This window comes from Kitasatospora sp. NPDC094016 (assembly GCF_040304045.1).
Classification (GTDB): Bacteria; Actinomycetota; Actinomycetes; order Streptomycetales; family Streptomycetaceae; genus Kitasatospora.
Map to the genome: position 1 here is coordinate 1 of NZ_JBEOUK010000062.1, position 24,630 is coordinate 24,630.

Below are 24,630 nucleotides of genomic sequence, written 5' to 3' on the forward strand. Positions count from 1 at the left end.
ACCCCGATCAGACGATCGAGGCCGGGGATGTCAACATATCTGGCGTTGACTTTTGGCACGCTGTTGAGTTCTCAAGGAACGGACACTTCCTTCGGTCCGCCTTCCAGCGGGCCCTCCGGGCGCTTCGTTCTTTCGTGTTTCCAGCTTATCAGATCCTCGCGGCCGTTCTTACCGGCTTCGTTTCTCCGAATTCCCGCTGGGGGGATTTCCTTCGAACTTCGCTCCGAAGCTTATCAAAGCCTTCGTTGTGCTCAGTCCGCGGGATTTTGCTTCGTCGAAGGATGCGCATTCATAAAACGCGCTCACCTCGATTTGGCGGTGTCGTAGACACTAACGCCCGGGACTGACCGTTGTCCAGTCTGTCCCAACCGTTCAAACCTACTAGCCCACCCTCACCACGTCAATGGTTTGGTCGGGATGCGAGAAGAGTACCAGGTCAGAGGCATGTGGATCACCTCACCTCAGGCCGCGACGGGCTGTAGATCCGCCCGATCGGCCGCGTCCAGATCACCGACTTCGCCGGCCTCGGCGGCCTTTCGGCCCCACACCAGCGCGTAGAGGAGGAATGCCGTCTCGGCCAGCACGCCGATCGAGATGCGTGCCCAGGTGGGCAGCCCGGAAGGGGTGACAAACGCTTCGAGCACACCGGAAACGGCCAGCACCGTCGCGAGGCCGATGGACATGCCGATGATGGAGCGGCCCTGTTCGGCCAGGGCCGTTCCCCGGGTGCGCGGGCCGGGGTCGATGACCGTCCAGCCGAGGCGCAGACCGAGGCCGCCGGCCACGAACACCGCGGTCAGCTCCAGCAGGCCGTGCGGGATGAGCAGGCCGAGGAAGACGTCGAGTCGCCCGGCGGAGGCCATCAGCCCGACGCCGACACCGAGGTTGACCACGTTGGTCCACATCACCCAGAGCACCGGGAGACCCAGCGCGATCCCGAACAGCAGGCACTGCACGGCGATCCACGCGTTGTTCGTCCAGACCTGCGCGGCGAACGAACTCGCCGGGCGGTCCGAGTAGTACGACTCGTACTGCCCGCCGGGGCGGGTCATCTCCCGCAGGTGGTCCGGGGCGACCAGGCTGTTGCGGACCTCGGGGTGGGTGGCCATCCACCAGGCGAGCACCGCGGTGGCCAGCAGCGAGACGATCGCGACCGGCACCCACCAGCGGCGCGCGCGGTAGAGCGCGGCCGGGAAGCTCACCGTGTAGTACCGGGCGACGTCGTGCCAGCCGCTGCTGCGCGATCCGGTCACCGCGCTGCGGGCCCGCGAGACCAGACCGGTCAGCCGGCTGAGCAGGGCCGGGTCCGGTGCGGCGGCCTGAACCTTGGCCAGGTGGCCGGTGGCGCGCTGGTAGAGGGTGACCAGTTCGTCGGCCTCCTCCCCGCTGAGCCGGCGCCGTCGGGCGAGGGCGTCCAGCCGTGCCCACTCCCCCTGGTGGGTGGCGACGAAGACGTCCAGGTCCATTCGGCGGCTCCATGGTCGGCGGTGGGCCCGAGGGGCCCGGTCGCGGGCGGGTGGACGGGCGGGTACGTACGGACACGCGCGGCCCAGCATGCCAGCAGCGGTGGGCACCCCGGCCGCCGGGATCTCACTTCCCGTGCGGCCACCGGGCGCCGTATGTTTGCGGCTGCGGATCAGACTGCGGAGAGCAGGTCGTGGGGGCCGGTCCGGATCGCGCCCCTCCCCTCGTCCGTGCCGCCCTCGGCGGCCTCCATGAGTGAGCTGTACGGCTCCACGAACGTGAACGGACAGGTGTCTTGAGCGACCTGGTGACGGGTGAGGCGGTCGTCCTCGACCTGCAGACGGCGAAGCTTCCCAGCCGGGCGCTGGCGATCACGCTGGACCTGCTCGTGGAGTTCGCCGCCCTGTTCCTGGTCTCGCTCACCCTGAGCGTCGCCCTGATCGGACTGGACGGTGCGGCGCTGGCGGCCACCCTGATCGGGCTGCTGGTGCTCTTCCTGGTGGCCGTGCCGGTGATGGTCGAGACCTTCACCCACGGACGCTCGCTCGGCAAGGCCGCGCTCGGCCTGCGGGTGGTGCGCACCGACGGCGGCCCGGTGCGGTTCCGGCACTCGCTGGTGCGCGGGCTGGTCGGCTTCATGGAACTGGTCGCCATGACCGGCGTGCCGGCGGTGATCACCTCGGCCGTGAACGTGGACGGCAAGCGGCTGGGCGACATCTTCGCCGGGACGGTGGTCGTCCGCGAGCGCACCCCGGGCGGTGGGACGCCACCGCTGCCGCCCGTGCACCCGCACCTGCTCCAGACGATGGGCCGGGAGCTGGTCGCGATGGACCTGTCCGCCGTGCCGGAGCCGCTCTGGCTGGCTATCCGCCAACTGCTGGGTCGCATAGGCCAGTTGGATCCGACGGTGGCACTCCAGATGTCCACCCGGCTGGCCGGCGACCTGGCCGCCCGGACCGGTCACCCGGTGGCGCAGGGGCTGCACCCGGCGGCATACCTGGGCGCGGTACTCACCGAGCGCCAGCGCCGGGAGTGGACGCGGGCCCAGGCCCAGTGGCAGCGGACCGCGGCACCCGCACCCGCACCCGCCGCGCAGCCGACTCCCGCGCCCCGGCCGGCCGCCCCGTCCTTCGAGAAGCCCGCCCCGCCCACCGCCGACCAGCCGTCCCCCACACCGGCCCCGACACCGGCCCCGTCCTCGACACCGGCCCCCGGCACCGGTTTCGCGCCGCCCGCCTAGGCTCACCGCACTGCTCCACGGGGCCTACTCCCCGAACTGCGCCGGCCAGGCGTTCGGCGGCGACGCCAGCTCCTCCAGTTCGATCCCGTCGGCCGCCAGCACCACGTCCCCCGCGAGGTGCACGACCTGCTGCTCGCCGGTCTCCAGGTCCGCGACCTGGTACCGCTCGACCAGCAGCGGCCCGGAGTCGGTCTGGTGCGTGTCGACACCCTCCAGCAGCCACCCCTGGTCGAAGGTGCGCGGCGCCAGCACCGGTTCGGTGAACGCGACCAGCCGCACCCGCGCACTCGCCCCCTCCCGCAGCCGCAGCAGCCGGGCGGTGGCGACCAGGAAGGCCGGCGAGCCACCGGTGAACCCGTGCGCCCGGTCGTGCCCCTCCACGCTGTGCTCGCCGCCCGGGTCCGCCGCGTCCGTCCGGACCCAGGCGACGCCGTCCACCGCGCCGCCGCGCACCTGCCAGCCGCCGGCCCGCAGCTCCATCCGCAGCGGGCGGGCCCGCGAGTCCAGGGTGAGGTCGACGCTGCCGATCACCCGCCCGTCCGGCGCGTAGGTCTTGGAGACGTACCGCCAGCCGGCCGCCCCGGGGGCGCAGCTGAAGCGCTCCTCCCCGAGCAGCACGCGGTCGTGACCCAGAGGAGTCATGGCTGTATGGAGCGAGTACCGGCCGTTGGGCATGCCCGAAAGCCTACGTGTGCACTTCGCGTGCAACGTTCGGGACGGGTGCCCGCATCAGGGGGGTGGACGGCGTGCACGAGCGCCACCGACTGGACCACCGACGTCATCGTGCCCTGAACCGCCGACGGCCGACCGAACGCGCCGGTGGCCGGCACCCCCGTGCGGGGGTGCCGGCCACCGGCGTACGGCTCACCGCATCAGTAGCGGTACTGCTCCGCCTTGTACGGGCCCTCGACCGGGACGCCGATGTAGTCGGCCTGGTCCTGGCTCAGGGTGGTCAGCTTCACGCCGAGCGCGTCGAGGTGCAGCCGGGCGACCTTCTCGTCCAGGTGCTTGGGCAGCACGTAGACGCCGATCGGGTACTGCTCGGTCTTCGTGAACAGCTCGATCTGGGCGATCGTCTGGTTCGCGAAGGAGTTGGACATCACGAACGACGGGTGGCCGGTCGCGTTGCCCAGGTTCAGCAGGCGGCCCTCGGAGAGGACGATGATGGTGCGGCCGTCGGCCTTGCGCCACTCGTGGACCTGCGGCTTGACCTCGGTCTTCACCACGCCGGGCAGCTGCGCCAGGCCGGCCATGTCGATCTCGTTGTCGAAGTGGCCGATGTTGCCGACGATGGCCTGGTGCTTCATCCGGGCCATGTGGGAGGCCATGATGATGTCCTTGTTGCCCGTGGTGGTGATGAAGATGTCGGCCGTCTCGACGACGTCCTCCAGGGTGGCGACCTGGTAGCCGTCCATCGCCGCCTGGAGCGCGCAGATCGGGTCGATCTCGGTGACGATGACGCGGGCGCCCTGGCCGCGCAGCGACTCGGCGCAGCCCTTGCCGACGTCGCCGTAGCCGCAGACGAGGGCGACCTTGCCGCCGATCAGGACGTCGGTGGCGCGGTTGATGCCGTCGATGAGCGAGTGGCGGCAGCCGTACTTGTTGTCGAACTTCGACTTGGTGACCGAGTCGTTGACGTTGATCGCCGGGAACAGCAGCTGGCCGTCACGGTGCATCTCGTACAGGCGGTGGACACCGGTGGTGGTCTCCTCGGTCACGCCCTTGATGGTGGCGGCGACCTCGGTCCACTTGTTCGGGGAGTCCTTGAGGGTGCGGTTGAGCAGCTCCAGGATGATCCGGAACTCGTCGTTGTCCGCGGTGGACGGGTCCGGCGCGGCACCGGCCTTCTCGAACTCGACGCCCTTGTGGATCAGCAGGGTGGCGTCGCCGCCGTCGTCCAGGATCATGTTCGGGGTCTTGCCGCCCGGCCAGGTCAGGGCCTGCTCGGTGCACCACCAGTACTCGTCCAGGGTCTCGCCCTTCCAGGCGAAGACCGGCACGCCCTGCGGGTTCTCCGGGGTGCCCTCCGGGCCGACCGCGATGGCGGCGGCCGCGTGGTCCTGGGTGGAGAAGATGTTGCAGGAGCACCAGCGGACCTCGGCGCCCAGGGCGGTCAGGGTCTCGATGAGGACGGCGGTCTGCACGGTCATGTGCAGCGAGCCGGTGATGCGGGCGCCGGTCAGCGGCTTCGACTCGGCGTACTCGGCGCGGATCGACATCAGGCCGGGCATCTCGTGCTCGGCCAGCTGGATCTCCTTGCGGCCGAACGGCGCCAGGGAAAGGTCGGCGACCTTGAAGTCACCGGTGGTGTCGGTCGACATGCGTCTGCTCCTCGCTGATGGGGTGGGCGTGGCCAAGGTCCTGTGTGTGCGGTCGCAGCGGGGGCGGGGCCGTACGGGTGCACGGCTACGCCGGGGCGCCCGGATCCGTGGTGGTGGACCGGTTCCCTGCTGCGCAGCACAAACCGTCGGAGGACCTCTCTCCCTCGACCGGGGCACACCCCACGGGGGCGGACCGCCGATCAACCGCCATCAGCAGCGACGTTCTGGCTCTGGTGACGAATCTACACCGGCGGCCCCACCGGCCGTCCGCCGATGAGCGATTTCGGCCTCGGACCGGACGGGTCCTCAAGCGGATCCCAGCCGACCCCGGCCAGGGTCGGCCGGCCCGGCCAGGGTCGGCCCGGCGCCGGTCAGTGCGGGGCGGCGGGCCCGGGCCCGCCGGGGGTGGCCGCCGGGTCCTCGCCCGCGGCGGCCTTCTCGGCGCTGTAGACGTCGGGCTCCAGGTAGATCGCCCGCGCGATCGGGACGGCGGCCCGGACCCGCTCCTCCGCCGCGTCGATCGCCCGCGCGACGCGGGCCGCGCTGTCCTCCGCGTTCACGGCGATCTTGGCGGCGACCAGCAGTTCCTCCGGCCCCAGGTGCAGGGTGCGCATGTGGATCACGCCGGTGACGGCCTCGCCGTCCACCAGCGCCTCGCGGATCCGGCGCACCGAATCCCGGTCGGCGGACTCGCCGAGCAGCAGCGATTTGGTCTCCAGCGCGAGCACCACCGCGATCAGCACCAGCAGGACGCCGATGCCCAGGGTGCCGACGCCGTCCCAGACACCGTCGCCGGTGATCACGGTGAGCGAGACGCCGAGCAGCGCGAGCACCAGGCCGATCAACGCGCCGGCGTCCTCCAGCAGCACCACCGGCAGCTCCGGGGCCTTGGCGGTGCGGATGAACTGCACCCAGCCCTGACCGCCCTTGGCCTTCGCCGACTCGCGCATCGCGGTGAGGAAGGACCAGCCCTCCATCGCGACGGCGAAGATCAGCACGCCGACCGCCCAGCCCCAGGAGTCCAGCTTCTCCGGGTGGTTGACCTTGTGCCAGCCCTCGTAGATCGCGAACAGGCCGCCGACGCTGAAGAGGACGATCGCCACCAGGAAGCCGTAGACGTAGCGCTCGCGGCCGTACCCGAACGGGTGCTCCTCGTCCGCCGCCCGGCGCGCCCGCTTGCCGCCGATCAGCAGCAGCACCTGGTTGCCCGAGTCGGCGACCGAGTGCACGCCCTCGGCCAGCATCGACGAGGAGCCGGTGAAGCCGAAGGCGGTGAACTTGGCCACCGCGATCGCCAGGTTCGCGGACAGTGCCGCGACCAGTGCCTTGGTGCCGCCTTCTGTACTCATGCTCCGGGTCCCTCCGCCGCAATGGCCGGTCGCGCTGCTCCGTCGAGCGCTTACCGTACCGGCCGTGCGACGCCGACTCAGGACTGCGCGGCGGCGAGCCCGAGGTAGACGGCGGCGAAGTCGGTCAGCGCGACCAGGTCGGCGAGCGCGTGCAGCGGGTCCGGCCGGGTGGTCGCGTACTCGGTCAGCCGGACGTCGTGGGCGCCGGCCAGCCGGTGCGCGCGGGTGACGCCGAAGCTGCGCGGGCCCGCGTCGTCCTCCGGTACCTCGACCGGCCCGTCCGCCTCGTCGGGCACACCGGGCACGCCGCCGGGCTGGGCCACGGGCCGACCGCCGGGCGCCCCCGGGACGTGCCGCAGCAGCAGGACCTGGAGGTGCAGCGGATCCGGCTCGTCGACCCGGTCGCGGAAGAAGTCGTCCGGGTCCGCGCCCGCGCCCAACTGTCCGGTGAACATGCCGCGGTGGGCGGTGAGCACCTGAGGCAGCGGCCCGGCCAGCGCCGGGCGGCCGGCCCGTTCGGCGAGCTGGGCGGCGAAGCGGGTGGCGACGGCCCCGGCGATCGGGCCCTCGGCCCACAGCAGCGGGACCGTCCCGGCCAGCCGGGCGGCCAGGCCCTTGGCCGGGTTGGTGTACGCGGCGGCGTCGGGGCGGCAGCGGACGGCGGTCGCGTCCAGCAGGTCGGCGACGGCCGGCAGCGCGTCGTACGGCAGCTGGGTGATGCCGATCTTCTGGGCGAGCGCGAGCAGCGGGGTGAGGTGGGACCACAGCGCGGCCGGGTCCTCGGCGGGGAGGTCCGGCTCGGCGGCCGGGCGGGCGGGCGCCTCGTCCTCGGGCAGCACGGAGGTCACGTACGGCAGCGGCAGTGCACGCACCTGCAACGCGGCCTCGGCCAGCGGGCTGCCCACCGGGGCGGTGACCGCGATCGCGCAGCCGCGCGCGTAGGCCTGCTCGGCGAGGCTGACCAGGCCCGGTTCGCCGCCGTCGGCGGAGCTGACCACCAGGAGGTCCAGCGGGCCGGCCCAGCCGGGCAGTTGCCAGCCGAGCCCGGCGGTGAAGGCCGGCGGCGCGCCGGCCCGGTCGGCGCGCGGGGCGACCGCCTCGGTCGGCGGCAGCGTGGTGATCAGGCCGGCGTTGCCGGCCAGCGCGGTCAGGATCTCGCCCGCCGTCAGGGCGCTGCCGTGGCCCGCGACCAGGACGGCGCGCGGGCGGCCGTCCGGGCGCAGCCGGTCCAGGCCGGCCGCGTCGGCCAGCCGCAGCGCGGTGCGGACCCGCGCGCCGGCGCCGGCCAGGGCCAGCAGGGCGCGGTCGCGGTCGGCGCGCTGCAGGGCGGCCGGGTCGTCGAGCAGGGTGTCGTCGAGCATGCGGCGGGCCTCCGGCTGCTGTCCTGTGCGCGCTGGGCTGACGGGGTGGGGGCTTCGCCCCAAGGATCAGGCCGGGCGGCGGGCCTCGTCCACCAGCAGGACCGGAATGCCGTCCCGGACCGGGTAGGCGAGGCCGCAGTCCGCGCCGGTGCAGAGCAGCTCGGGCTGCTCCTCGGTGCCGCCCTCGGTGAGCGCGGCCCGGCACTGCGGGCAGACCAGGATCTCCAGCAGGAAGGATTCGAGCTTCATGGGGCTCTCCAAAAGTCGGGGGGTGGCACGGCGGTGCCCCGGCCGATAGGCAACCCTACCGGCCGGGGCACAGCGGGCCTCGGTCAGGCGCGGACGATGGCGAGCACGCCGTCGCGCAGCTCGGCCATCTTCGCCGGGTCCTTGGCCTCGGCGTTCAGGCGCAGCAGCGGCTCGGTGTTGGAGGCGCGCAGGTTGAACCACCAGTCCGGGCCGGCCACGGTGAGGCCGTCCAGCTCGTCGACGGTGGTGCCCTCCAGGCCGGCGTAGGCGGCACGGACGGCGGCGGTGCTGGCGGCCTGGTCGGCGACGGTGCTGTTGATCTCGCCGGAGGCGGCGTAGCGGTCGTACTCGGCGGTGAGCGCGGACAGCGTGCCGGGCTGCCCGCCGAGCGCGGCCAGCACGTGCAGCGCGGCCAGCATGCCGGTGTCGGCGCGCCAGAAGTCGCGGAAGTAGTAGTGCGCGGAGTGCTCGCCGCCGAAGACGGCGTCGGTGACGGCCATCTCCTGCTTGATGAAGGAGTGGCCGACCCGGGTGCGCACCGGGTTGGCGCCGAGCGCGCGGACCACCTCGGGGACGGTCCAGGAGGTGATCAGGTTGTGGATGACGGTCGGCTCGGCCTCGCCGGCGGCCTGGGCGCGGGCGATCTCGCGGGCGGCGACCAGGGCGGTGATGGCGGACGGGGAGACCGGCTCGCCGCGCTCGTCGACGACGAAGCAGCGGTCGGCGTCGCCGTCGAAGGCCAGGCCGAGGTCGGCGCCGACCTCGCGGACCCGGGCCTGGAGGTCGACGATGTTCTTCGGGTCGAGCGGGTTGGCCTCGTGGTTGGGGAAGGTCCCGTCCAGCTCGAAGTACATCGGGACGAGCTCGATCGGCAGGCCGTCGAAGACGGTCGGCACGGTGTGGCCGCCCATGCCGTTGCCCGCGTCCACGACGACCTTGAGCGGGCGGATCGCGGTGAGGTCGACCAGGCCCAGCAGGTGGTCGGCGTAGCCGCGCAGGGTGTCCTGCTCGGACAGCGCGCCCGGCTTGACGTCCTTCGCCGGGACGGTGACGGTGTCGTCCTCGCCCGTCCAGGACTCGACCAGCTCGCGGATCTCGGCGAGGCCGGTGTCCTGGCCGACCGGGGCGGCGCCGGCCCGGCACAGCTTGATGCCGTTGTACTGGGCCGGGTTGTGGCTGGCGGTGAACATCGCGCCGGGCAGGTCGAGCTTGCCGCTGGCGTAGTAGAGCTGGTCGGTCGAGCAGAGGCCGATCTGGACCACGTCGGCGCCGTAGGCGGCGGCGCCCTCGGCGAACGCCCGGGTGAGCGACGGGGAGGAGGGGCGCATGTCGTGGCCGACGACGATCGCGGACGCGCCGGTGACCTGCACGAACGCGGCGCCGAAGGCCCGGGACAGGTGCTCGTCCCACTGGTCCGGGACGACGCCTCGGACGTCGTAGGCCTTCACGAGCTGCTTGAGGTCGCGCACTGCGGCTCCACCCTGGTCTCTGTACTGGTCGGTGTGCGTGTGATCGGCGGCTGGCCGCCCACGGTCACGATACGTCGGGGTCACCGCCCGTTCGGTCGACGGTCGCGGTGACGGTAGACGGGCAGCGTACCCAAGTCGGACGAACGCCCGGTGCGGGCCCGGGCGGGGTAGGGCGTCGGCGGTGCGGCGTCAGTTGTCCGGCGAGCGCAGGACGCGCAGGTGGCCGCGGCGGCCGCCCTCGGTGGACTCGCCCTCGGACCCGCGGCCCTGACGGGGGGTCTGCGGCCGGGCGGCCTCGCGGACGGCGTTGGCGAGGGCCTCCAGGTCGTCGCTGCTGCGGCGCAGCGGCCCGGCCTCGGCGGCCAGCCGGACGACCTCCCAGCCGCGCGGGGCGGTGAGGCGCTCGGCGTGCTCGGCGCACAGGTCGTAGCAGTGCGGCTCGGCGTAGGTGGCGAGCGGGCCCAGGACGGCGGTGGAGTCCGCGTAGACGTACGTCAGCGTCGCGACGGCCGGCCGGCCGCACGCGGTCCGCGAACAACGACGTACAGAGCTCACGAGGGTGGACGGTACCGCACTCCTCGCCGGGGAGCGAAGACCGCCTGTCCGGCGGGTGTGCCGTGTCGCGGTCCGCACGCCGGTCCGCGCCTCCGCCGCCTCGGGCGTTTCCCCGTCGGAGTAGTCCACTTCCGACCGTCCAAGGACTACCCTCGGCAGTGATATGGACAGCTCTGCACCGCAGTCATCGACGGGACCCTCGCGCCGTCCCCGGCATCGCGACCGGCACGGCAGGGGGCTGCGCGGCCCGCTGGCGCCGCCCCAGGTGCCGATCTCGCTCACCCGCTCCGAACTGTTCGACGACTACGTGCGCGAATCGGTGGAGCGTCTTGAACGGCGCTGGCCGCAGTTGATCGAAGTGGAGTTCGCCGTCCAGGAGGTGCCGCTGCACGAGCCCGACGCGGCCGACGGCGAGGACGGCGTGCCGCTGGGGCGGGTGTTGCCGGGCAAGCAGGGGCGCAAGAGCCAGATCGTGGTGTACCGGCGGCCGGTGGAGATCCGGGCGAAGACCCGGGAGGACCGCGCGGCGCTGGTGCACGAGATCCTGATCGAGCAGGTGGCGGAGCTGCTGGGGCTCTCCCCGGACGCCATCGACCCGCGCTACGACGAGGACTGAGCACGCGGACGGGGCGGTACCCGGGCCTGCCGGGTACCGCCCCGTCCGACTGGTCAGCGCAGGACGACGCCCGGATCCTGGCCGGCCCGCGGGACCCTGACGGTGCTGTGGTCGTCGCGCAGCGCCTGGATGGTGAACATCGGCACGTCCTTGGCGGGCAGCGAGAGCATCCGGGCGGCCATCACCGGGCCGCCGGAGACGGTCTCGACGGTGAGCGCGAAACTGCCGTTCAGCCCGCCGGGCTCGGGCGCCGGGAGGGCGACCGTGCCGCCGGCCGGCAACTGGACGTCCTTGCTCACCGGGGTGCCGCCGCCGCTGCCGGCCGAGGCGGTGACCCGGACGGTGGCGGCGTCGCCGGCGGAGGTCAGGAACAGCGTGGACGCGCCGGCCCGGTTGTCGGCGACCGTGGCGCGGGCACCGACCGGGCCCGTGCCGGTGAGCCAGGCCGCGTCGCTCTTGCCGCCGCCCCCGGCCCGGTCGACCCGCAGGCCGGCCACGACCCGGGTCGGGTGCTTGTCGTCGGTGGGCGACAGCCGCAGCCCGGCGACCTCGTCGCGGGTGACCTTGCCGAGGTCGACGGCGGCCACCATGCCCGCCTTGATGTGGATGGACTCGTTGCCGGCCGGGGTGAACCAGCCGTTCTTGCCGGACAGCTGGATCTTCAGGTCGGCGTCGTCCTCCGGCGGCGCCCAGACCACCAGGTGGGCGGCGGAGGTGTCGGCGGGCAGGCCGGGCAGCACCTGGGTGGCCGCCGGCTCGGCCGAGGCCGGGATCCAGTCGGCGCCCTTGGCACCGTCGGCGGCGTGCAGCGCGGCGCCGACCCGTCCGCTGCGGGCGACCACGTGCACGGCGAGGTCGTTGACCGCGCCCTTGCTGATCGTCGGCAGCAGCACGGACTGGGAGCTGCCGGGGGCGACGGTGATGCCGTTGGCGGCGTCGTTCTCGATCAGGCCCTTGTCGCCGTACAGCTTGATGTCGACCACGGCGGCGGAGGACTCGGTGTTCACCAGGCTGACGTAGTCGACCCGGTCGCCGGCCGTGCTGGCCCCGGCGAACCAGAAGCTGGTCCCGGCAGGGGTGCAGGTGAGGCCGGACAGGCCGAGGCCGCGCTGCTCGGTGACCACGGTGGTCTGGGTGACGGTGAAGCCGGGGGCGAGGGCGCCGGTGGCGACGGCCCCGGTGCCGGGCGCGGTGTCGCCGTTGGCGGCCGGGCCGGTGGCCGGGGTGCCGGGCTTGGCCAGGGTCAGCCGGGCGTCGGCGGGCGCGGCGCCCTTGTCCGGGGCGGCCGGGGCGGCCGAGCCGGACGGCGCGGCGGGAGCGCTGGGGGCCGGGGCGGAGGGGGCGGTGGTCGGCGGGGTCGCGGGCGCGGCGGCGTCGGAGAGCCAGCCGGCCCCGCCGGTGGCGCCGCCCGTCCCGGGCGGGGTGTAGGCGGTGAGCGTGGTCGAGCCGGTCAGGCCCTGGAGCGGCTGCGGGCAGACCGCCGCCGTCCGCTCGACCTGCGCGGTGGTCGGGGCGACGCCGCCGTCCGCCTTGGCGGGGGTGGCCGGCGGGCGCGTCTCGGCGATCCCGAACACCGCCGCGAGCACGACGGCCGCGGCCAGCAGGGACTGCGTGGTCCTGGTGCCCCCGGACCGCCCGGCCGGCCGGGCGGAGGCCGCGGGCTCCGGCGCCTGGGCCGGGGCGGGCCCGGACTGCCCCGCCTCGGCGGACTCGGCGGACTCCGTCGGCTCGACGGCCTCGGGCGCGGACTTCTTCCTGAATGCGGGCTTCTTCATCGCGGGTCAGCTCCCCGATCCGTGCTGGTGCGGGTACCGGCCCGTGCCGTTGGGGTCGTTCGGGTCGTTGGGGTCGTAGTAGGGCTCGGCCTGCGGCTGCCCCGGCACCCACGGCTGCTGGTGCTCCGTCTGCTGGTAGGGCTGCTGCTCGTAGCCGTACTGCTGCTCCTGCGGGTACGGCTGCTGCTCGTAGCCCTGCTGCGGGTACGCCTGCGGCTGGTAGCCCTCGTAGCCCTGGCCGTCGTACCCCTGGCCGCCGTACGGCGCGGCCACCGGCTGCTGGGCCGCGTACTGGTCGTAGCTGTACGGGTCGGCCTGCTGGTACGTCTGGTACGGGTCGGTGTACGGCTCGGTCTCCTGGACGGCGGCGGCCGCCTGGACCGCCTCGGCCACCGGCTCGCCGGCGGGCTGCGCCGGGATCGCGCCCGGCGGGCCCTCGTACACCCCGCCGTCCTCGCCGCCCTCGCCGCGCTCGGCCATCCGGCGGGCCCGGCGGCTGCCGGGGGCGGGCGTCTGCGCCTGGGCCGCGGCGGCCAGCGCGGCGGCGGCCACCACCTCCTCGGGCAGGTCGTCGTCCTTGTGGCTGCGGCGTCCGGGCAGGGCCAGCACGAGGATGGTCAGGCCGAGCAGCACCTGGGCCCAGATCCAGCCGGTGTGCGCGAAGCCGTCCTCCCGGGTGACGGTCAGCTTGCCGCCGCCGGCCGGGAGCTTGAAGCCCTGCGCCCAGCCGTCGACCGTGACGGACTCCAGCGCGGTGCCGCCCACGGTGGCCTTCCACTCGGGGGCGGCGGACTCGGCGAGCCGCAGCACCCGGCCGTCCGGACCGGCCGGGACGGTGGCGGTGAGGTCGCGGGCCCCGGCCGGGACGACCACCGGGGCGGCGCCCGGGGCGGTGATCACCGCGCGGACGGCGGGGGCGCCGGTGACCTGCCAGAGCGCGGAGTCGCCGTCCTGGTTGGCCTTGACCAGCCCGGGGGTGGTGTCCAGGACGTCCTTGTAGGTGGCGATCACCGACTGCTGGACCAGCACGTAGGCGATGCCGTAGCCGGAGAGCGCACCGGCCTGGTCGGCGCCGGAACCGGCCAGCAGGCTGCCGACCATCTTGTTCAGGCCGTCCTGGGTGCCGGTCGACGGGTCGACGGTGGACTCGGCCTGGCCGAGCGTCAGGCCCGCGCCGCGGACCACGGTGTAGCGGACCGCGCCGCCGCCCGGATCACCGGTGACGACCAGGGTGCGGGACCGGTCGGTGGTGCCGGCCTCCTCCGCGATGAACGCGGGCACCTGGCCGGCCTGGGCCCGGTGCAGCGGCTTGCCGGCGCCGGTGAGCGCCCACCACAGGCCGGTGCCCAGCGGGGCCAGCACCGCGGCGGCCACCACCAGCGCGGCCACCGGCTGGCGCCAGCCGAAGGCGATCCCGGCCACGCGGGCGTTGGCGCCGTCGGCACCGATCGCGGCGGCCGCCAGCAGGGCGATCCCGGCGATCAGCGAGGCCGGGCCGGCCCAGGCGGGCACCGCCGGGCCGCCGGAGGCCGGGGTGACGGAGGTGCCCGCCACCGCGACCGCGAAGACCAGGCCCGCACCGGCCGCACCCCAGGCGGCCAGCACCGCACGGCGGCGGTCGGCGCGCAGCAGTGCGGCGAGCGCGGCGAGCACCACGCCGGCGGACAGCCAGACCGGCGGCACCCCGGCGCCGCCGGGGTTGACCAGCAGCAGGCCGGCCGCGCTCGCACCGGTGCCGTGCAGACCGGGCAGGCCGGCCTCCAGCAGCAGCCACTGCGGGTGCGTCAGCACCGTCAGCGACCACGGCGCCAGCACCAGGACGGGCAGCGCGAGGATCACCAGGACGCGCAGGCCGAGCAGGCGCAGCGCGGCGCCGCCCGAGCCGAAGGCGCCGCCGCGGACCACCGCGACGACCAGCGTCGCCAGGCACAGCGGCAGGGCGAGCGCCCAGGTCAACGGCACGAAGGAGGTGGCCAGGGTGAGCAGCAGGACGGTCATCCAGACCGGCCGCCACCCCGGGCGGGCGCCCTTGGCGGCGCTCTCGTCGCGGATGCCGAGACCGGCCGCGATCGCGGCGGCGCGGGCCAGCGGCGGCAGCAGCACGGCGAGGACGGCGGTGCCGATCCGGCCCTGGGCGAGCGCGCCGGTCGCGGCGGGCAGCAGCGCGTAGGCGGCGCTGGCCCAGGCCCGGACCAGCTTGGAGTCCAGCAGCGGCCGGGACACCAGGTAGGCGCTGACCGCGGACAGCGGCACGGTGAGCACGACCAGCAGGGTGAGCGCGAGGTCGGCGTGGTCGAACAGCACCCAGGACAGCACCGCGAGCACGCCGAGGTACGGCGGCGCGGCGGCGGTGGAGCCGGTGCCGATCGGGTGCCAGGCGTCCGCGTACATCGACCAGAGGCCGCCGGCGCCGTCGGTGGCCGGCAGCAGGGCGCCGCCGAACAGCTCGCCGCTGCCGAACAGGCCGCGGCAGGCGATCAGGGCGAACACCAGCAGGGCCGCGAACAGCACCGGCGCCGGACGCCGGGCCAGCTTCTTGATCAGCGTGAACTGCTCGACGACCAGGTCCTCGTCGTCCTCGCCGCCCGGCCCGGCCTCGACCGAGCCGTGCCGGCCGGTGTCGTCCCCTCCCCCTATGCCGAGGGAGCCGATCACGCCCTCGACGGCGAGCCGGGCGGTGGCGCCGGGCGGCGGGAAGAGCGTGCGGTCGTCCAGGGCGTCGGCGGCCCGGGTGCGGGCGCGCTGCTTGCGCGCGGCCAGCAGCCGGGGGAAGCGGACGAGTTCGTGGCCGAGGCCGGTGAGCTCGTCGAAGGCCTGGCGCGGGTCCTTGCCGAGCAGGTTGGTGACGGCCCGCAGCAGGGTGCCGAGCACCAGCCGCAGCAGGACGTAGGGGAAGAGCGCGCCCTTGCAGTTGGCGAGCAGGGTGTAGACGGCGCCGGCCTTGTCCACCCGGTGCGGGTGGGCGGGGCCGCAGTCGACGGCGCGGCGCTCGCGGCTGGCCGCCTCGGCGTGCCGCAGCACGGCGTCGGGGGCGACCACCACGCGGTGGCCGGCGGCGTTGACCCGCCAGCAGAAGTCGGCGTCGTCGCGCATCAGCGGCAGCGCCTTGTCGAAGCCGCCGAGTTCCTCGAAGACGTCGCGGCGCACCAGCATGCCGGCGCTGGAGACGGCGAGCACCGGGCGGACCTGGTCGTGCTGGCCCTGGTCCTGCTCGCGGCGGTCGAGGCCGGTCCAGCGGCGGCCGGAGCGGGCGATGGTGACGCCGACCTCCAGCAGCTGGCGGCGGTCGTACCAGCTGCGCAGCTTGGGGCCGACCACGGCGGCGCTGGGGGTGGAGTCGGCGACCTGGAGCAGCCGGCGCAGCGCGTCGGTCTGCGGCTCGCAGTCGTCGTGCAGCAGCCAGAGCCATTCGACGGGCTGGGTCTCGCGCGGGCCGCCGCGGCCGAGGTCGTCCTCCTGGGCGAGCGGGTCGCCGAAGTCGTCCCAGCCGCCGGTGACCGGGTCGTAGCCGGAGGGGTCGAGCCGGTAGGGCAGGTCCTCCGGGCGCAGCGGCGGGCTACCGAAGACGGCCTCGGCGACGGCGGTGCCGAAGCCCGCCCGGCGGCCGAGGAGCAGCGGGCCGCTCTCGGGCAGCCAGTCGGCGAGGGTGTCCGCCAGCAGTTGCGGAGAGTTGTCGGTGGAACCGGTGTCGACCGCGAGCACCCGCTGGACCTGGCGGTCCTGGCCGAGCAGGCCGGCGAGGGCCTGCGGCAGCCAGCGGGCCCCGTCGTGCGAGACGATCACCGCGGTGACCAGGTGGCGCGGGTAGGCGGGCGGCCTGGCAGCGGTGAAGCCGCTCTGGTGGCTGTAGACGGTCATCGAGTGCGCGGGCCCCAGTTCTCGGTGGACACAGCCGGTGAACGGCAACCGGATGGCGCACCACACTAACGGCTCCGGATGGCGGCTTCGTCCGCGGTGCCGGTGCGGGACCGGTGAAGAGCCGGCAGGGAACACGAAAGCGCCCCACCGCCGCGGTGAGGCGCCCGTACTGCCGTGTGGTTGTCGAAGGGTCAGCGGGGGCCTGCGGCCGCCCCGGTCAGACCGCGCTCTTCTTGAGCCGGCGGCGCTCGCGCTCGGAGAGGCCGCCCCAGATGCCGAACCGCTCGTCATTGGCGAGGGCGTACTCCAGGCATTCCGAACGGACCTCGCAGGCGAGGCAGACCTTCTTGGCCTCGCGCGTGGAGCCGCCCTTCTCGGGGAAGAAGGACTCGGGGTCGGTCTGGGCGCACAACGCGCGCTCCTGCCAGCCGAGTTCCTCTTCCTCCTCCGCGATGCCGTCACCGATCAACAGCTCAAAGAGCTCGCTCATGTGGCGCGCCTCCTCTGCCCCTACTTGGCGTCCCCGTGGTTGCCGTTGCCTCGTGCGGCCGACGACACGAGTGAAATTACAGTTGCGTCACTCTGGCTCAGTCAAGCCGAGCTCTGGTATTGGGGCGAGGATTCACTCCCCGGCACCAAGCCGTTACGAATAGTGTACATATTCGGACACATAGGACCTTCGATCCGAAAGCCCCGAACGGCGTCGAACCAGCCACAACCCTTCGGCGGGTGACGCTCGGTCACCGTCACAGGCCGGTCATCGCCCTGCCTTCCCGGCGATCTTCCCATCGAAACATAGAGCGTGATTTATCACCCCATCCGGGCAACTTCTTGGCGTAACCCCCTCGAATGCCACATCTCTGTGTTTGACACCGGCCCCACGGATGCGGTCTCCTTTCCCCTATGTCAGAGTTCGCCAGCCCCCGGAGCGGTTCCACGCTCCGCCGTGCCGTGAACTCTTGTTGTCGCCTCTGTTCCTGCTGTATCTAGGCGCCCGCGTCCCACCGCGCGCCGCCCCCAGGAAGCACAGAGGCCGCCCGCGATTCCCGTCCCAGGACATCCCGGATCCGGCTGATCCCCGACGAACAGCCGCCACTCCGAGGACGACTCCCGTGCGTATGACCCGTATCCGCAAGCGGAACCGCGACCGCAGCAAACTCGCCCGCCGAAGCCCCGCGCCCACCGCGCCCACGGCCCCCACCACGCCCGGCCGGGGCTGGACCGACGGCCTCAGCGACGTCTCCATCGCCGGCGACCCGCTCGCCTTCCCGCACCTGGCCCGCACCGACCTGCCCCGCCACCCCACCACCGTGGCCGGCCACGCCCGGCTGATCCGCGAGATCGCCGCCGACCGCGCCCGCTGGGAACCCCTGGTCCGCTACGACGCGCTCACCCGCTGGTACGCCCGGCTGGAGACCGGCCCCGGCTACGAGGTCTGGCTGCTCAGCTGGCTGCCCGGCCAGAGCAGCGGCTTCCACGACCACGGCGAGTCCTCCGGCGTGATGACCGTCGTCCAGGGCGAGCTGATCGAACGCTCGCTCACCCGCGCCGGCGAGGGAGCCCGCACCCTGCGCCCCGGCGGGCAGCGGGTCTTCTCCTCCGGCTACCTGCACGAGGTGGTCAACGGCACGCTCGAACCCGCCGTCTCCATCCACCTCTACACCCCGGGCCTCACCGAGATGAACCAGTACGGCGGCACCGCCGTCCCCGAGCAGCACCCGCAGGCCCAGGCCGAGGCGCACTGAGCACCCGCCCGCGTCAACCCGGCCGTCGCACCCGCCGGCGGCCGGGCAGGCGACCGGGCTGATGAGCGGGCTGATGAGCGGGCTGACGGGCAGTCGGACCGTGGCAGGATGAACCCATGCGCATCGTGGCACTGGCAGGCGGAATCGGCGGAGCGCGCTTCCTGCGCGGACTCCTCGCGGCGGTCGGACCGCAGGACGAGATCACCGTCATCGGCAACACCGGCGACGACATCCACCTCTACGGCCTCAAGGTCTGTCCCGACCTCGACACCGTGATGTACACCCTCGGCGGCGGCATCCACGAGGAGCAGGGCTGGGGCCGCACCGACGAGACCTGGTCGATCAAGGCCGAGATGAAGGAGTACGGCGTCGGCCCCGAGTGGTTCGGGCTCGGCGACCGCGACTTCGCCACCCACCTCGTCCGCAGCCAGATGCTCACCGCCGGCTACAGCCTCAGCCAGGTCACCGAGGCGCTGTGCGTGCGCTGGAAGCCCGGCGTACGGCTGCTGCCGATGAGCGACGACCGGGTCGAGACCCACGTGCGGATCACCGACGAGCAGGGCACCCGGGCGATCCACTTCCAGGAGTACTGGGTCAGGCTGCACGCCGCCGTCGACGCCGAGGCGATCATCCCGGTCGGCGCCGACACCGCGAAGCCCGCGCCCGGCGTCCTGGAGGCCCTCGCCGCCGCCGACGTCATCCTCTTCCCGCCGTCCAACCCGGTCGTCTCCATCGGCACCATCCTCGCCGTCCCCGGCATCCGGGAGGCCGTCGCCGCCGCCCCCGCCCCCGTCGTCGGGCTCTCCCCGATCATCGGCGGCGCCCCGGTGCGCGGCATGGCCGACAAGGTGCTCGCCGCCGTCGGCGTCGAGGCCACCGCGGAGGCGGTCGCGCTGAACTACGGCAGCAGGGCAGTGCTACGAAGCAACTCGGACAAGGGTGGCGGCGGGCGACCGGAGGGCCTGATCGACGGCTGGCTCGTCGACACCGCCGACCAGGCCTCGGTCGCCGCCGTCGAGGCCGCCGGGATCGCTTGCCGGGCCGTCCCGCTGCTGATGACCGACGTCAAGGCCACCGCCGAGATGGCCCGGGCCGCCCTCGCCCTCGCCGAGCAGGTGCGCAAGTGAGCGGGCGCGAGCGCAGCGGGGAGGGCGCATGAGCCTGCGGATCCTCCCGGTCGAGGGGCTGCCGGAGATCGACGCCGGAACCGACCTCGCCGCGCTGCTCGCCAAGGCCGGCGAGTACCAGGACGGCGACATCCTGATCGTCACCTCGAAGGTCGTCAGCAAGGCCGAGGGCCGGCTGCTGTACGCCGCCGACCGCGACGCCGCGATCGAGGCCGAGACCGTCCGGGTGGTCGCCCGGCGCGGCCCCGCCCGGATCGTCGAGAACCGCAACGGCTTCGTCATGGCCGCCGCCGGCGTCGACGCCTCCAACACCGCCCCCGGCACCGTCCTGCTGCTGCCCGAGGACCCGGACGCCTCCGCCCGCGCCCTGCGCGGGCAGCTCCAGCAGCTCACCGGCCGCCGGCTCGCCGTCGTCGTCACCGACACCTTCGGCCGGCCCTGGCGCAGCGGGCTCACCGACGTCGCCATCGGCGCCGCCGGGCTGTCCGTGCTGGAGGACCACCGCGGGCGCACCGACAGCCACGGCAACGAGCTGACGCTCACCGTCACCGCCACCGCCGACGAACTCGCCGCCGCGGCCGACCTGGTGAAGGGCAAGACCAGCGGCGTGCCGGTCGCCGTCGTCCGCGGGCTCGGCCACCTCGTCACCGCCGAGGACGGCGACGGCGCCCGGCCGCTGGTCCGCCGCGCCGTCGACGACATGTTCCGGCTCGGCACCTCCGAGGCGCTGCGCCAGGCCGTCACCCTGCGGCGCACCGTCCGCTCCTTCACCGACGCCCCGGTCGACCCCGGCGCCGTGCGCCGCGCCGTCGCCGCCGCCGTCACCGCGCCCGCCCCGCACCACACCACGCCGTGGCGGTTCGTCCTGCTGGAGACGGCACGGGCCCGCACCCGGCTGCTCGACGCGATGCTCGCCGCCTGGCAGCGCGACCTGCGCGAACTCGACGGCTGGGACGACGCCCGGATCGCCCGCCGCACCGCCCGCGGCGACGTCCTGCGCGACGCGCCCTACCTGGTGGTGCCCTGCCTCGTCATGGACGGCTCGCACCACTACCCCGACCAGCGGCGCGCCGCCGCCGAACGGGAGATGTTCACCGTCGCCGCCGGCGCCGCCGTGCAGAACCTCCTGGTCGCCCTCACCGGCGAGGGCTACGGCTCCGCCTGGGTGTCGTCCACCATGTTCTGCCGCGACACCGTCCGCGCGGCCCTCGACCTCCCGGACGACTGGGACCCGATGGGCGCCGTCGCCGTCGGCCGCCCCGCCGAACCCCCGCGCGAACGCCCGGACCGCAGCGCCGACACCTTCATCGAGGTGCGGTAACGGTTCAGAGACCGCGATAGATCTCGCGGCGATTTCCGACGGCCACCACGAGGATCACCAACACGCCGTCGTGGATCTCGTAGGCCACGCGGTAGACGCCGACGCGGAGACGGTAGAGGCCGACGTGACCCGCCAGCTTCTTGACATCCGGGCCATCGACGTACGGGTCCTCACCGAGAACGGTGAGTGCGGTGAGGATCCGCATCGCATCGACCTGGCTGATGTCACGCAGCTGGCGCTTGGCATGCGCGGTGAAGCGGAACGCGTACTTCACGCAGCGCTCCCGGAGGAGTCCTCGGGCGAGTCGAACAGGTCGGCCAGGAGCTCGGCCATGGTCACGGTGGGATCGTTCCGGTGCTGCTCGGCCTCACGGGCGAGCAGTTCGTCGGCGGCATCCTCTATGGCATCGAGGATCTCGATCGGCACGACCGCTCCGACCCGCTCGCCCTTCCGAGTGATCACGGTGATCTCGCCGGCCTCGGCCTGGTTGACCACCTCGGCGATGTTCGCACGCAGTTCCCGGATGCTCAGTGCGTCAGTCATGCATCAAGCGTACACACCGGCGTGTACACCGCACAGCGCTTCCGGCTCATCGCCGCCGGTGGTCGTTGGGGGTGAGGCGGGGGCCGTAGCGGGGGGCGTGGGGGGTGGTGGCCAGCAGGAGGCGGCAGAGGCGGTGGCGGTGCGGGCGGTCGCGCCGCGCCGTCGCCGTCGGCCGCCCCGCCGAACCCCCGCGCGAACGCCCGGACCGCAGCGCCGACACCTTCATCGAGGTGCGGTGAGGATCAGCCGTCGAGGTCGTCCGGCAGCAGCCGGAAGGCCTCGTGGTTGGTCAGCGGCCTGATCGCACGGAAGTGGCGACGGTCGACGGTCAACACGGCGTCGGTCCTGAACGCTGCGGCCAGCGCGACGTTGATGGCGTCCGTCAGGCCGATGTTCAGGTCCGGGTACTGCCGCATGACCGCCCGCGCGGTGGCAAGGTGCGCACCCACCTCGGGCACCTCGAAGCGGCCGATCGCACATCGGTCGATGATGTCGTCCAGAACGCGCATCGCCATCGCGGCTCCGAGCGTCCGGTGCGCGAGGTAGTCCAGCTCGGCCAGCACCAGGGGCGAGATGACCAGATGGCCGACCGTACGCAAGGCCTTCAGGCAGGCGTCATGGTCGGGTTCCTCACCGGCGTATGCGGCGAGCAGGGCGCCGGTGTCACCGACCACCGCGACGTCGGTCACCTGCCGAATCCTTCCATGTGCTGGTCGAGGTCGGCCAGAATGCGCCCGCCGCCGCCGGGGATGACCGGCATGTCGTCGAGCTCCTCCCCCATCGGATCGGTCCGGAAGGGGTAGACGGGTGCGGCCAGGCTCGGCGGCAGGATGGTCGCCACATGCCTGCCGTCCTTGGTGACGGTGACGGTCTCGCCCCGCTCGACGGCTCCTATCACCCTGGCCGTCTGCTGGTTCAGCTCCCGCATGGTTGCTTCCATGCGAGGCAGTGTACTACGGCGTAGTTCATCGCCGCCGGTGGTCGTTGGGGGTGAGGCGGGGGCCGTAGCGGGGGGCGTGGGGGGTGGTGGCCAGCAGGAGGCGGCAGAGGCGGTGGCGGTGCGGGCGGTAGGGCTCCAGCAGGGCGAGCATCTGGGCGTCGTCGCTGCGGGGGCGGCCGGCCAGGGCCCAGCCGACCAGGTTGGGCAGGTGGAAGTCGCCGACCGAGACCGCGTCCGGGTCGCCGTTGCTGCGCTGCAGGGTCTCGGCGGCCGTCCAGGGGCCGATCCCCGGGACTGCGGTGAGCCGGGCGAAGGCCTCGGCGTGGTCCATCGCGGCGGCCTCCTCCAGCCGGGGCGCCAGCCGGACGGCGCGCACGACCGTCGCCGAGCGCTTCGGGTCCACCCCCGCGCGGTGCCACTCCCAGCTCGGCACCAGCGCCCACTCGCGGGCCGACGGCGCCACCCGCATACCCTCGGCCGGGCCCGGCGCCGCGGTGCCGAAGTCCCGTAGCAGGGTGCGCCAGGCGCGGTAGGCCTCGTCGGTGGTCACCTTCTGTTCCAGGATCGCCGGGACGAGGGACTCCAGGACCAGCCCGGTGCGGGTGAGGCGGACCGCGGCGGTGCGGCGCTGGGCGTCCCGCAGCGGGCCGGGCGGCAGCACCAGGGCCTGCGGGTCGTCCTGCGCGCCCAGCAGCGCCGGCAGCCGCTCCAGCAGCCACGGCGCGCCCGGCCCCCAGGCGGTCGCCTCCACCTCGCCGGCGGCCGGGCGCGCCAGCACCCGCAGGGTGCCGATCCCGGCCGGGGTCCGGGACGCCCGCCAGAGCGCGCCGTCGCCGGTGGTGCGGTACGCCGGGTCGGCGGGGCCCCGGCGCAGCGGCAGCAGCGTCCGGGCGACGTCCAGCGGGAAACCCGGCCGCCAGCGCCGTACCGACTCGCCCGTCACCGCCGTGCGCCTCCTCCGCTGTCCGGCTCCACCGCCTTCGTCGACCATGGGGATATGAACGATACGCGGCTGCCGGAGCTGTCCTCCGGGGACGAGAGCGCGGTGCGGGCGCTGTACCACCGGGCGCTGGAGGGGTGGAACGAGCGGGACGGTTCGGCCTTCGCCGGGCCGTTCGCCGAGGACGGGGAGGTGATCGGCTTCGACGGCACCCGGCACTGCGGGCGGTCGGTGATCGCCGCCGAACTGGGGCGGCTCTTCGCGGACCACGCGACGCCCGAGTACGTGGCCAGGGTGCGCCGGGTCCGCGCGCTGGGGCCCGGGGTGGCGCAGTTGGACGCCGTCGCGGGGCTGGTGCCGGACGCCGCGGAGGACCTGGACCCGGCGCTCAACGCGGTGCAGACGGTGATCGCGGTGAACGCCGGGGCGGGCTGGCGGATCGGACTGCTGCAGAACACTCCGGCGCGCTACGACCTCCGGCCGGATCTGGCGGCGGCGTTGACGGCGGAGCTGCGGGGGCTGGTCGGGCGGGGGCCCGGGCCGACGTAGGGCGGTGCGGCACCTCAGGGGGCCTGGAGGTGGGCCGCGGCCGTGCGGAGGGCGGGGAGCCGGGCGTAGAGGGCGTTGCCGGGGCATTCGGTGTTGAAGGCGTCGCGGTGGCCGGAGACCGCGTCGAAGTCGACGACCGTGCCCTTGGGGTAGCGGCTGGCGTCGGAGGAGGAGATCAGCTTGGTGCGGCCGTCGGCGGGGTGGCCGGTGAGGCCGAGCTTCCAGCCGGCGATGGCGGCCAGGCCGTCCAGGAGCGGCTGGGGCGGGGCGTCGCCGACGTAGGTGCCGATGGCGGCGACGCCGGCCGAGTCGGTGTTGAAGCCGAGGGTGTGGGCACCGTGGACGGGCAGGTCGACGCCGCCGGCCCGGCCCTCGTAGACGGTGCCGCAGCGGTCGACCAGGAAGTTGTAGCCGATGTCCCGCCAGCCGCTGCTCTGAACGTGGTACTGGTAGATCGACCTGATCACCCGGGGGGCGTCGGAGCAGGCGTAGTCGGTGGCGGTGGCGGTGTGGTGGATGAACACCTCGTGGACCGGTCCGGTGTACTCGAAGGTCTGGTCGCGCAGGGACTCGTCCGCACCCCAGCCGGCCCGGGTGACGATGGCCGGGCGCGGGGCCTGGGGGCCGTCGGCGGGGTGGCGGGGAACGACCCGGGCGGCGGGCGCGGGCGCGCCCTGGCCGGGGTCGACCAGGTCGATCCGCAGGCCGGGCGGGGGCCCGGCGGGGCCGGGGCGCACCTCGACGGCGACGCCGTCGCTACGTCCCGTCCACAGGGGCGCGGTGGCGCCGCGCGGGGCGAGGTCGGGGCCGTCCTCGGTGTCGGCCTCCAGGTCGTGCCAGTCGCCCCAGCGGCCGGTGGCCGCGTCCCGGGTGCGGACCCGGACGGCGCCGCCGGCCAGCGCGTCCGCCGGGCCGTCCCAGCCGACGCCGAGGAGTTCGAACGGCCGGGTGGTGCGCGGGGCCAGGGCGGGACCGGGGCCGAGCGGCAGTGAGGTGACCGACCCGCCGCCGGCGGAACCGCGGCGCCGGGCGCCGTCGGGGTCGGCCGGGCCGGCGGTGGCGGCGGGCTGGAGGAGCAGGGCGACGGTGCAGCCGACGAGCAGGGCGGCCGGGAGGAAAAGGCGCATAAACCGGATGGTGGCGGCAAATCGAGCCGCTCGCCACGTCGCCTCGCGCCCGGTCCACCACCCCTCCCGACGGCCCACTCG

23 protein-coding genes are annotated in these 24,630 nt (G+C 74.0%); 6 read left to right on the forward strand and 17 right to left on the reverse strand.

Translation table 11 applies throughout. The features are described 5' to 3' along the window. Positions 1-461: 461 nt before the first annotated feature. Positions 462-1,466: a stage II sporulation protein M gene (locus tag ABT015_RS34925; RefSeq protein WP_350886468.1), complete on the reverse strand. Its 1,005-nt coding sequence runs from the start codon at positions 1,464-1,466 to the stop codon at positions 462-464. 293 nt (positions 1,467-1,759) lie between these two features. On the opposite strand from ABT015_RS34925, the gene ABT015_RS34930 reads away from it, so the two are divergent. Next, on the forward strand, positions 1,760-2,704 hold the full coding sequence (locus ABT015_RS34930) for an RDD family protein (RefSeq protein WP_350886470.1): 945 nt from the start codon (positions 1,760-1,762) through the stop codon (positions 2,702-2,704). Positions 2,705-2,728: 24 nt separating this feature from the next. On the opposite strand, the gene ABT015_RS34935 is transcribed toward ABT015_RS34930, so the two are convergent. The 7 genes from ABT015_RS34935 to ABT015_RS34965 form a co-directional block, all read right to left on the reverse strand. Beyond that, a complete protein-coding gene (locus ABT015_RS34935; RefSeq protein ID WP_350886472.1) occupies positions 2,729-3,379 on the reverse strand; it encodes a hypothetical protein in 651 nt (216 codons plus the stop codon). A 197-nt stretch (positions 3,380-3,576) separates the two neighbouring features. Next, complete coding sequence (gene ahcY / locus ABT015_RS34940) at positions 3,577-5,025, reverse strand: adenosylhomocysteinase (protein WP_350886474.1); 1,449 nt, start codon at positions 5,023-5,025, stop codon at positions 3,577-3,579. A 371-nt stretch (positions 5,026-5,396) separates the two neighbouring features. Further along, a complete protein-coding gene (locus ABT015_RS34945) occupies positions 5,397-6,374 on the reverse strand; it encodes a cation diffusion facilitator family transporter (RefSeq protein WP_350886475.1) in 978 nt (325 codons plus the stop codon). A 77-nt stretch (positions 6,375-6,451) separates the two neighbouring features. Then, on the reverse strand, positions 6,452-7,735 hold the full coding sequence (locus tag ABT015_RS34950) for an SIS domain-containing protein (RefSeq protein ID WP_350886477.1): 1,284 nt from the start codon (positions 7,733-7,735) through the stop codon (positions 6,452-6,454). Positions 7,736-7,801: 66 nt separating this feature from the next. After that, complete coding sequence (locus ABT015_RS34955) at positions 7,802-7,984, reverse strand: Trm112 family protein (RefSeq protein WP_063349138.1); 183 nt, start codon at positions 7,982-7,984, stop codon at positions 7,802-7,804. An 83-nt stretch (positions 7,985-8,067) separates the two neighbouring features. After that, complete coding sequence (locus ABT015_RS34960; protein WP_350886480.1) at positions 8,068-9,453, reverse strand: phosphomannomutase/phosphoglucomutase; 1,386 nt, start codon at positions 9,451-9,453, stop codon at positions 8,068-8,070. A gap of 189 nt (positions 9,454-9,642) precedes the next feature. Then, on the reverse strand, positions 9,643-10,086 hold the full coding sequence (locus ABT015_RS34965; protein WP_079136306.1) for a DUF3499 domain-containing protein: 444 nt from the start codon (positions 10,084-10,086) through the stop codon (positions 9,643-9,645). Between the two features lie 85 nt (positions 10,087-10,171). Here ABT015_RS34965 and ABT015_RS34970 point away from each other — a divergent pair, with 85 nt between their 5' ends. Continuing rightward, on the forward strand, positions 10,172-10,624 hold the full coding sequence (locus ABT015_RS34970) for a metallopeptidase family protein (RefSeq protein WP_079135840.1): 453 nt from the start codon (positions 10,172-10,174) through the stop codon (positions 10,622-10,624). A gap of 53 nt (positions 10,625-10,677) precedes the next feature. Here the strand turns inward: ABT015_RS34970 and ABT015_RS34975 are convergent, their stop codons facing one another. From ABT015_RS34975 to ABT015_RS34985, 3 genes are all read right to left on the reverse strand, one after another. Beyond that, positions 10,678-12,399 (reverse strand): DUF5719 family protein, encoded by a 1,722-nt coding sequence (locus tag ABT015_RS34975; protein ID WP_350886482.1) that lies wholly within the window; start codon positions 12,397-12,399, stop codon positions 10,678-10,680. Between the two features lie 6 nt (positions 12,400-12,405). Further along, on the reverse strand, positions 12,406-16,257 hold the full coding sequence (locus ABT015_RS34980) for a glycosyltransferase family 2 protein (protein ID WP_350886484.1): 3,852 nt from the start codon (positions 16,255-16,257) through the stop codon (positions 12,406-12,408). 217 nt (positions 16,258-16,474) lie between these two features. Beyond that, positions 16,475-16,747, reverse strand: coding sequence for a WhiB family transcriptional regulator (locus ABT015_RS34985; RefSeq protein WP_063349134.1), 273 nt, complete (start codon positions 16,745-16,747; stop codon positions 16,475-16,477). Between the two features lie 628 nt (positions 16,748-17,375). Here ABT015_RS34985 and ABT015_RS34990 point away from each other — a divergent pair. The 3 genes from ABT015_RS34990 to ABT015_RS35000 all read left to right on the forward strand — a co-directional run bounded on the left by ABT015_RS34990 (position 17,376) and on the right by ABT015_RS35000 (position 20,450). Continuing rightward, a complete protein-coding gene (locus tag ABT015_RS34990) occupies positions 17,376-18,002 on the forward strand; it encodes a cysteine dioxygenase (protein ID WP_402456387.1) in 627 nt (208 codons plus the stop codon). Between the two features lie 116 nt (positions 18,003-18,118). Next, positions 18,119-19,129 carry a 2-phospho-L-lactate transferase gene (gene cofD, locus ABT015_RS34995; RefSeq protein WP_350886488.1) on the forward strand — a complete coding sequence of 337 codons (1,011 nt, stop codon included), beginning with the start codon at positions 18,119-18,121 and terminating at the stop codon, positions 19,127-19,129. 28 nt (positions 19,130-19,157) lie between these two features. Then, positions 19,158-20,450: a coenzyme F420-0:L-glutamate ligase gene (locus ABT015_RS35000; protein WP_502897479.1), complete on the forward strand. Its 1,293-nt coding sequence runs from the start codon at positions 19,158-19,160 to the stop codon at positions 20,448-20,450. Between the two features lie 4 nt (positions 20,451-20,454). Here the strand turns inward: ABT015_RS35000 and ABT015_RS35005 are convergent, their stop codons facing one another. The 5 genes from ABT015_RS35005 to ABT015_RS35025 all read right to left on the reverse strand — a co-directional run bounded on the left by ABT015_RS35005 (position 20,455) and on the right by ABT015_RS35025 (position 22,924). Beyond that, complete coding sequence (locus tag ABT015_RS35005; RefSeq protein ID WP_350886490.1) at positions 20,455-20,724, reverse strand: type II toxin-antitoxin system RelE family toxin; 270 nt, start codon at positions 20,722-20,724, stop codon at positions 20,455-20,457. Further along, positions 20,721-20,993, reverse strand: a complete 273-nt coding sequence (locus ABT015_RS35010) for a type II toxin-antitoxin system Phd/YefM family antitoxin (RefSeq protein WP_350886493.1) — start codon at positions 20,991-20,993, stop codon at positions 20,721-20,723. Before ABT015_RS35010 ends, ABT015_RS35005 begins: the two co-directional genes overlap by 4 nt. Positions 20,994-21,235: 242 nt before the next feature. Beyond that, on the reverse strand, positions 21,236-21,682 hold the full coding sequence (locus ABT015_RS35015; protein ID WP_350886496.1) for a PIN domain-containing protein: 447 nt from the start codon (positions 21,680-21,682) through the stop codon (positions 21,236-21,238). Continuing rightward, positions 21,679-21,933 carry a type II toxin-antitoxin system Phd/YefM family antitoxin gene (locus ABT015_RS35020; RefSeq protein ID WP_063349128.1) on the reverse strand — a complete coding sequence of 85 codons (255 nt, stop codon included), beginning with the start codon at positions 21,931-21,933 and terminating at the stop codon, positions 21,679-21,681. Before ABT015_RS35020 ends, ABT015_RS35015 begins: the two co-directional genes overlap by 4 nt. 25 nt (positions 21,934-21,958) lie before the next feature. After that, the gene (locus tag ABT015_RS35025; RefSeq protein WP_502897480.1) at positions 21,959-22,924 is read right to left on the reverse strand and encodes a DNA-3-methyladenine glycosylase family protein; all 966 of its coding nucleotides are present in this window, start codon (positions 22,922-22,924) and stop codon (positions 21,959-21,961) included. A 6-nt stretch (positions 22,925-22,930) separates the two neighbouring features. Here ABT015_RS35025 and ABT015_RS35030 point away from each other — a divergent pair, with 6 nt between their 5' ends. Next, positions 22,931-23,422: an SgcJ/EcaC family oxidoreductase gene (locus ABT015_RS35030; RefSeq protein WP_350886501.1), complete on the forward strand. Its 492-nt coding sequence runs from the start codon at positions 22,931-22,933 to the stop codon at positions 23,420-23,422. 14 nt (positions 23,423-23,436) lie between these two features. On the opposite strand, the gene ABT015_RS35035 is transcribed toward ABT015_RS35030, so the two are convergent. Then, positions 23,437-24,549: a peptidoglycan recognition protein family protein gene (locus ABT015_RS35035; protein WP_350886504.1), complete on the reverse strand. Its 1,113-nt coding sequence runs from the start codon at positions 24,547-24,549 to the stop codon at positions 23,437-23,439. Between the last annotated feature and the right edge of the window lie 81 nt (positions 24,550-24,630).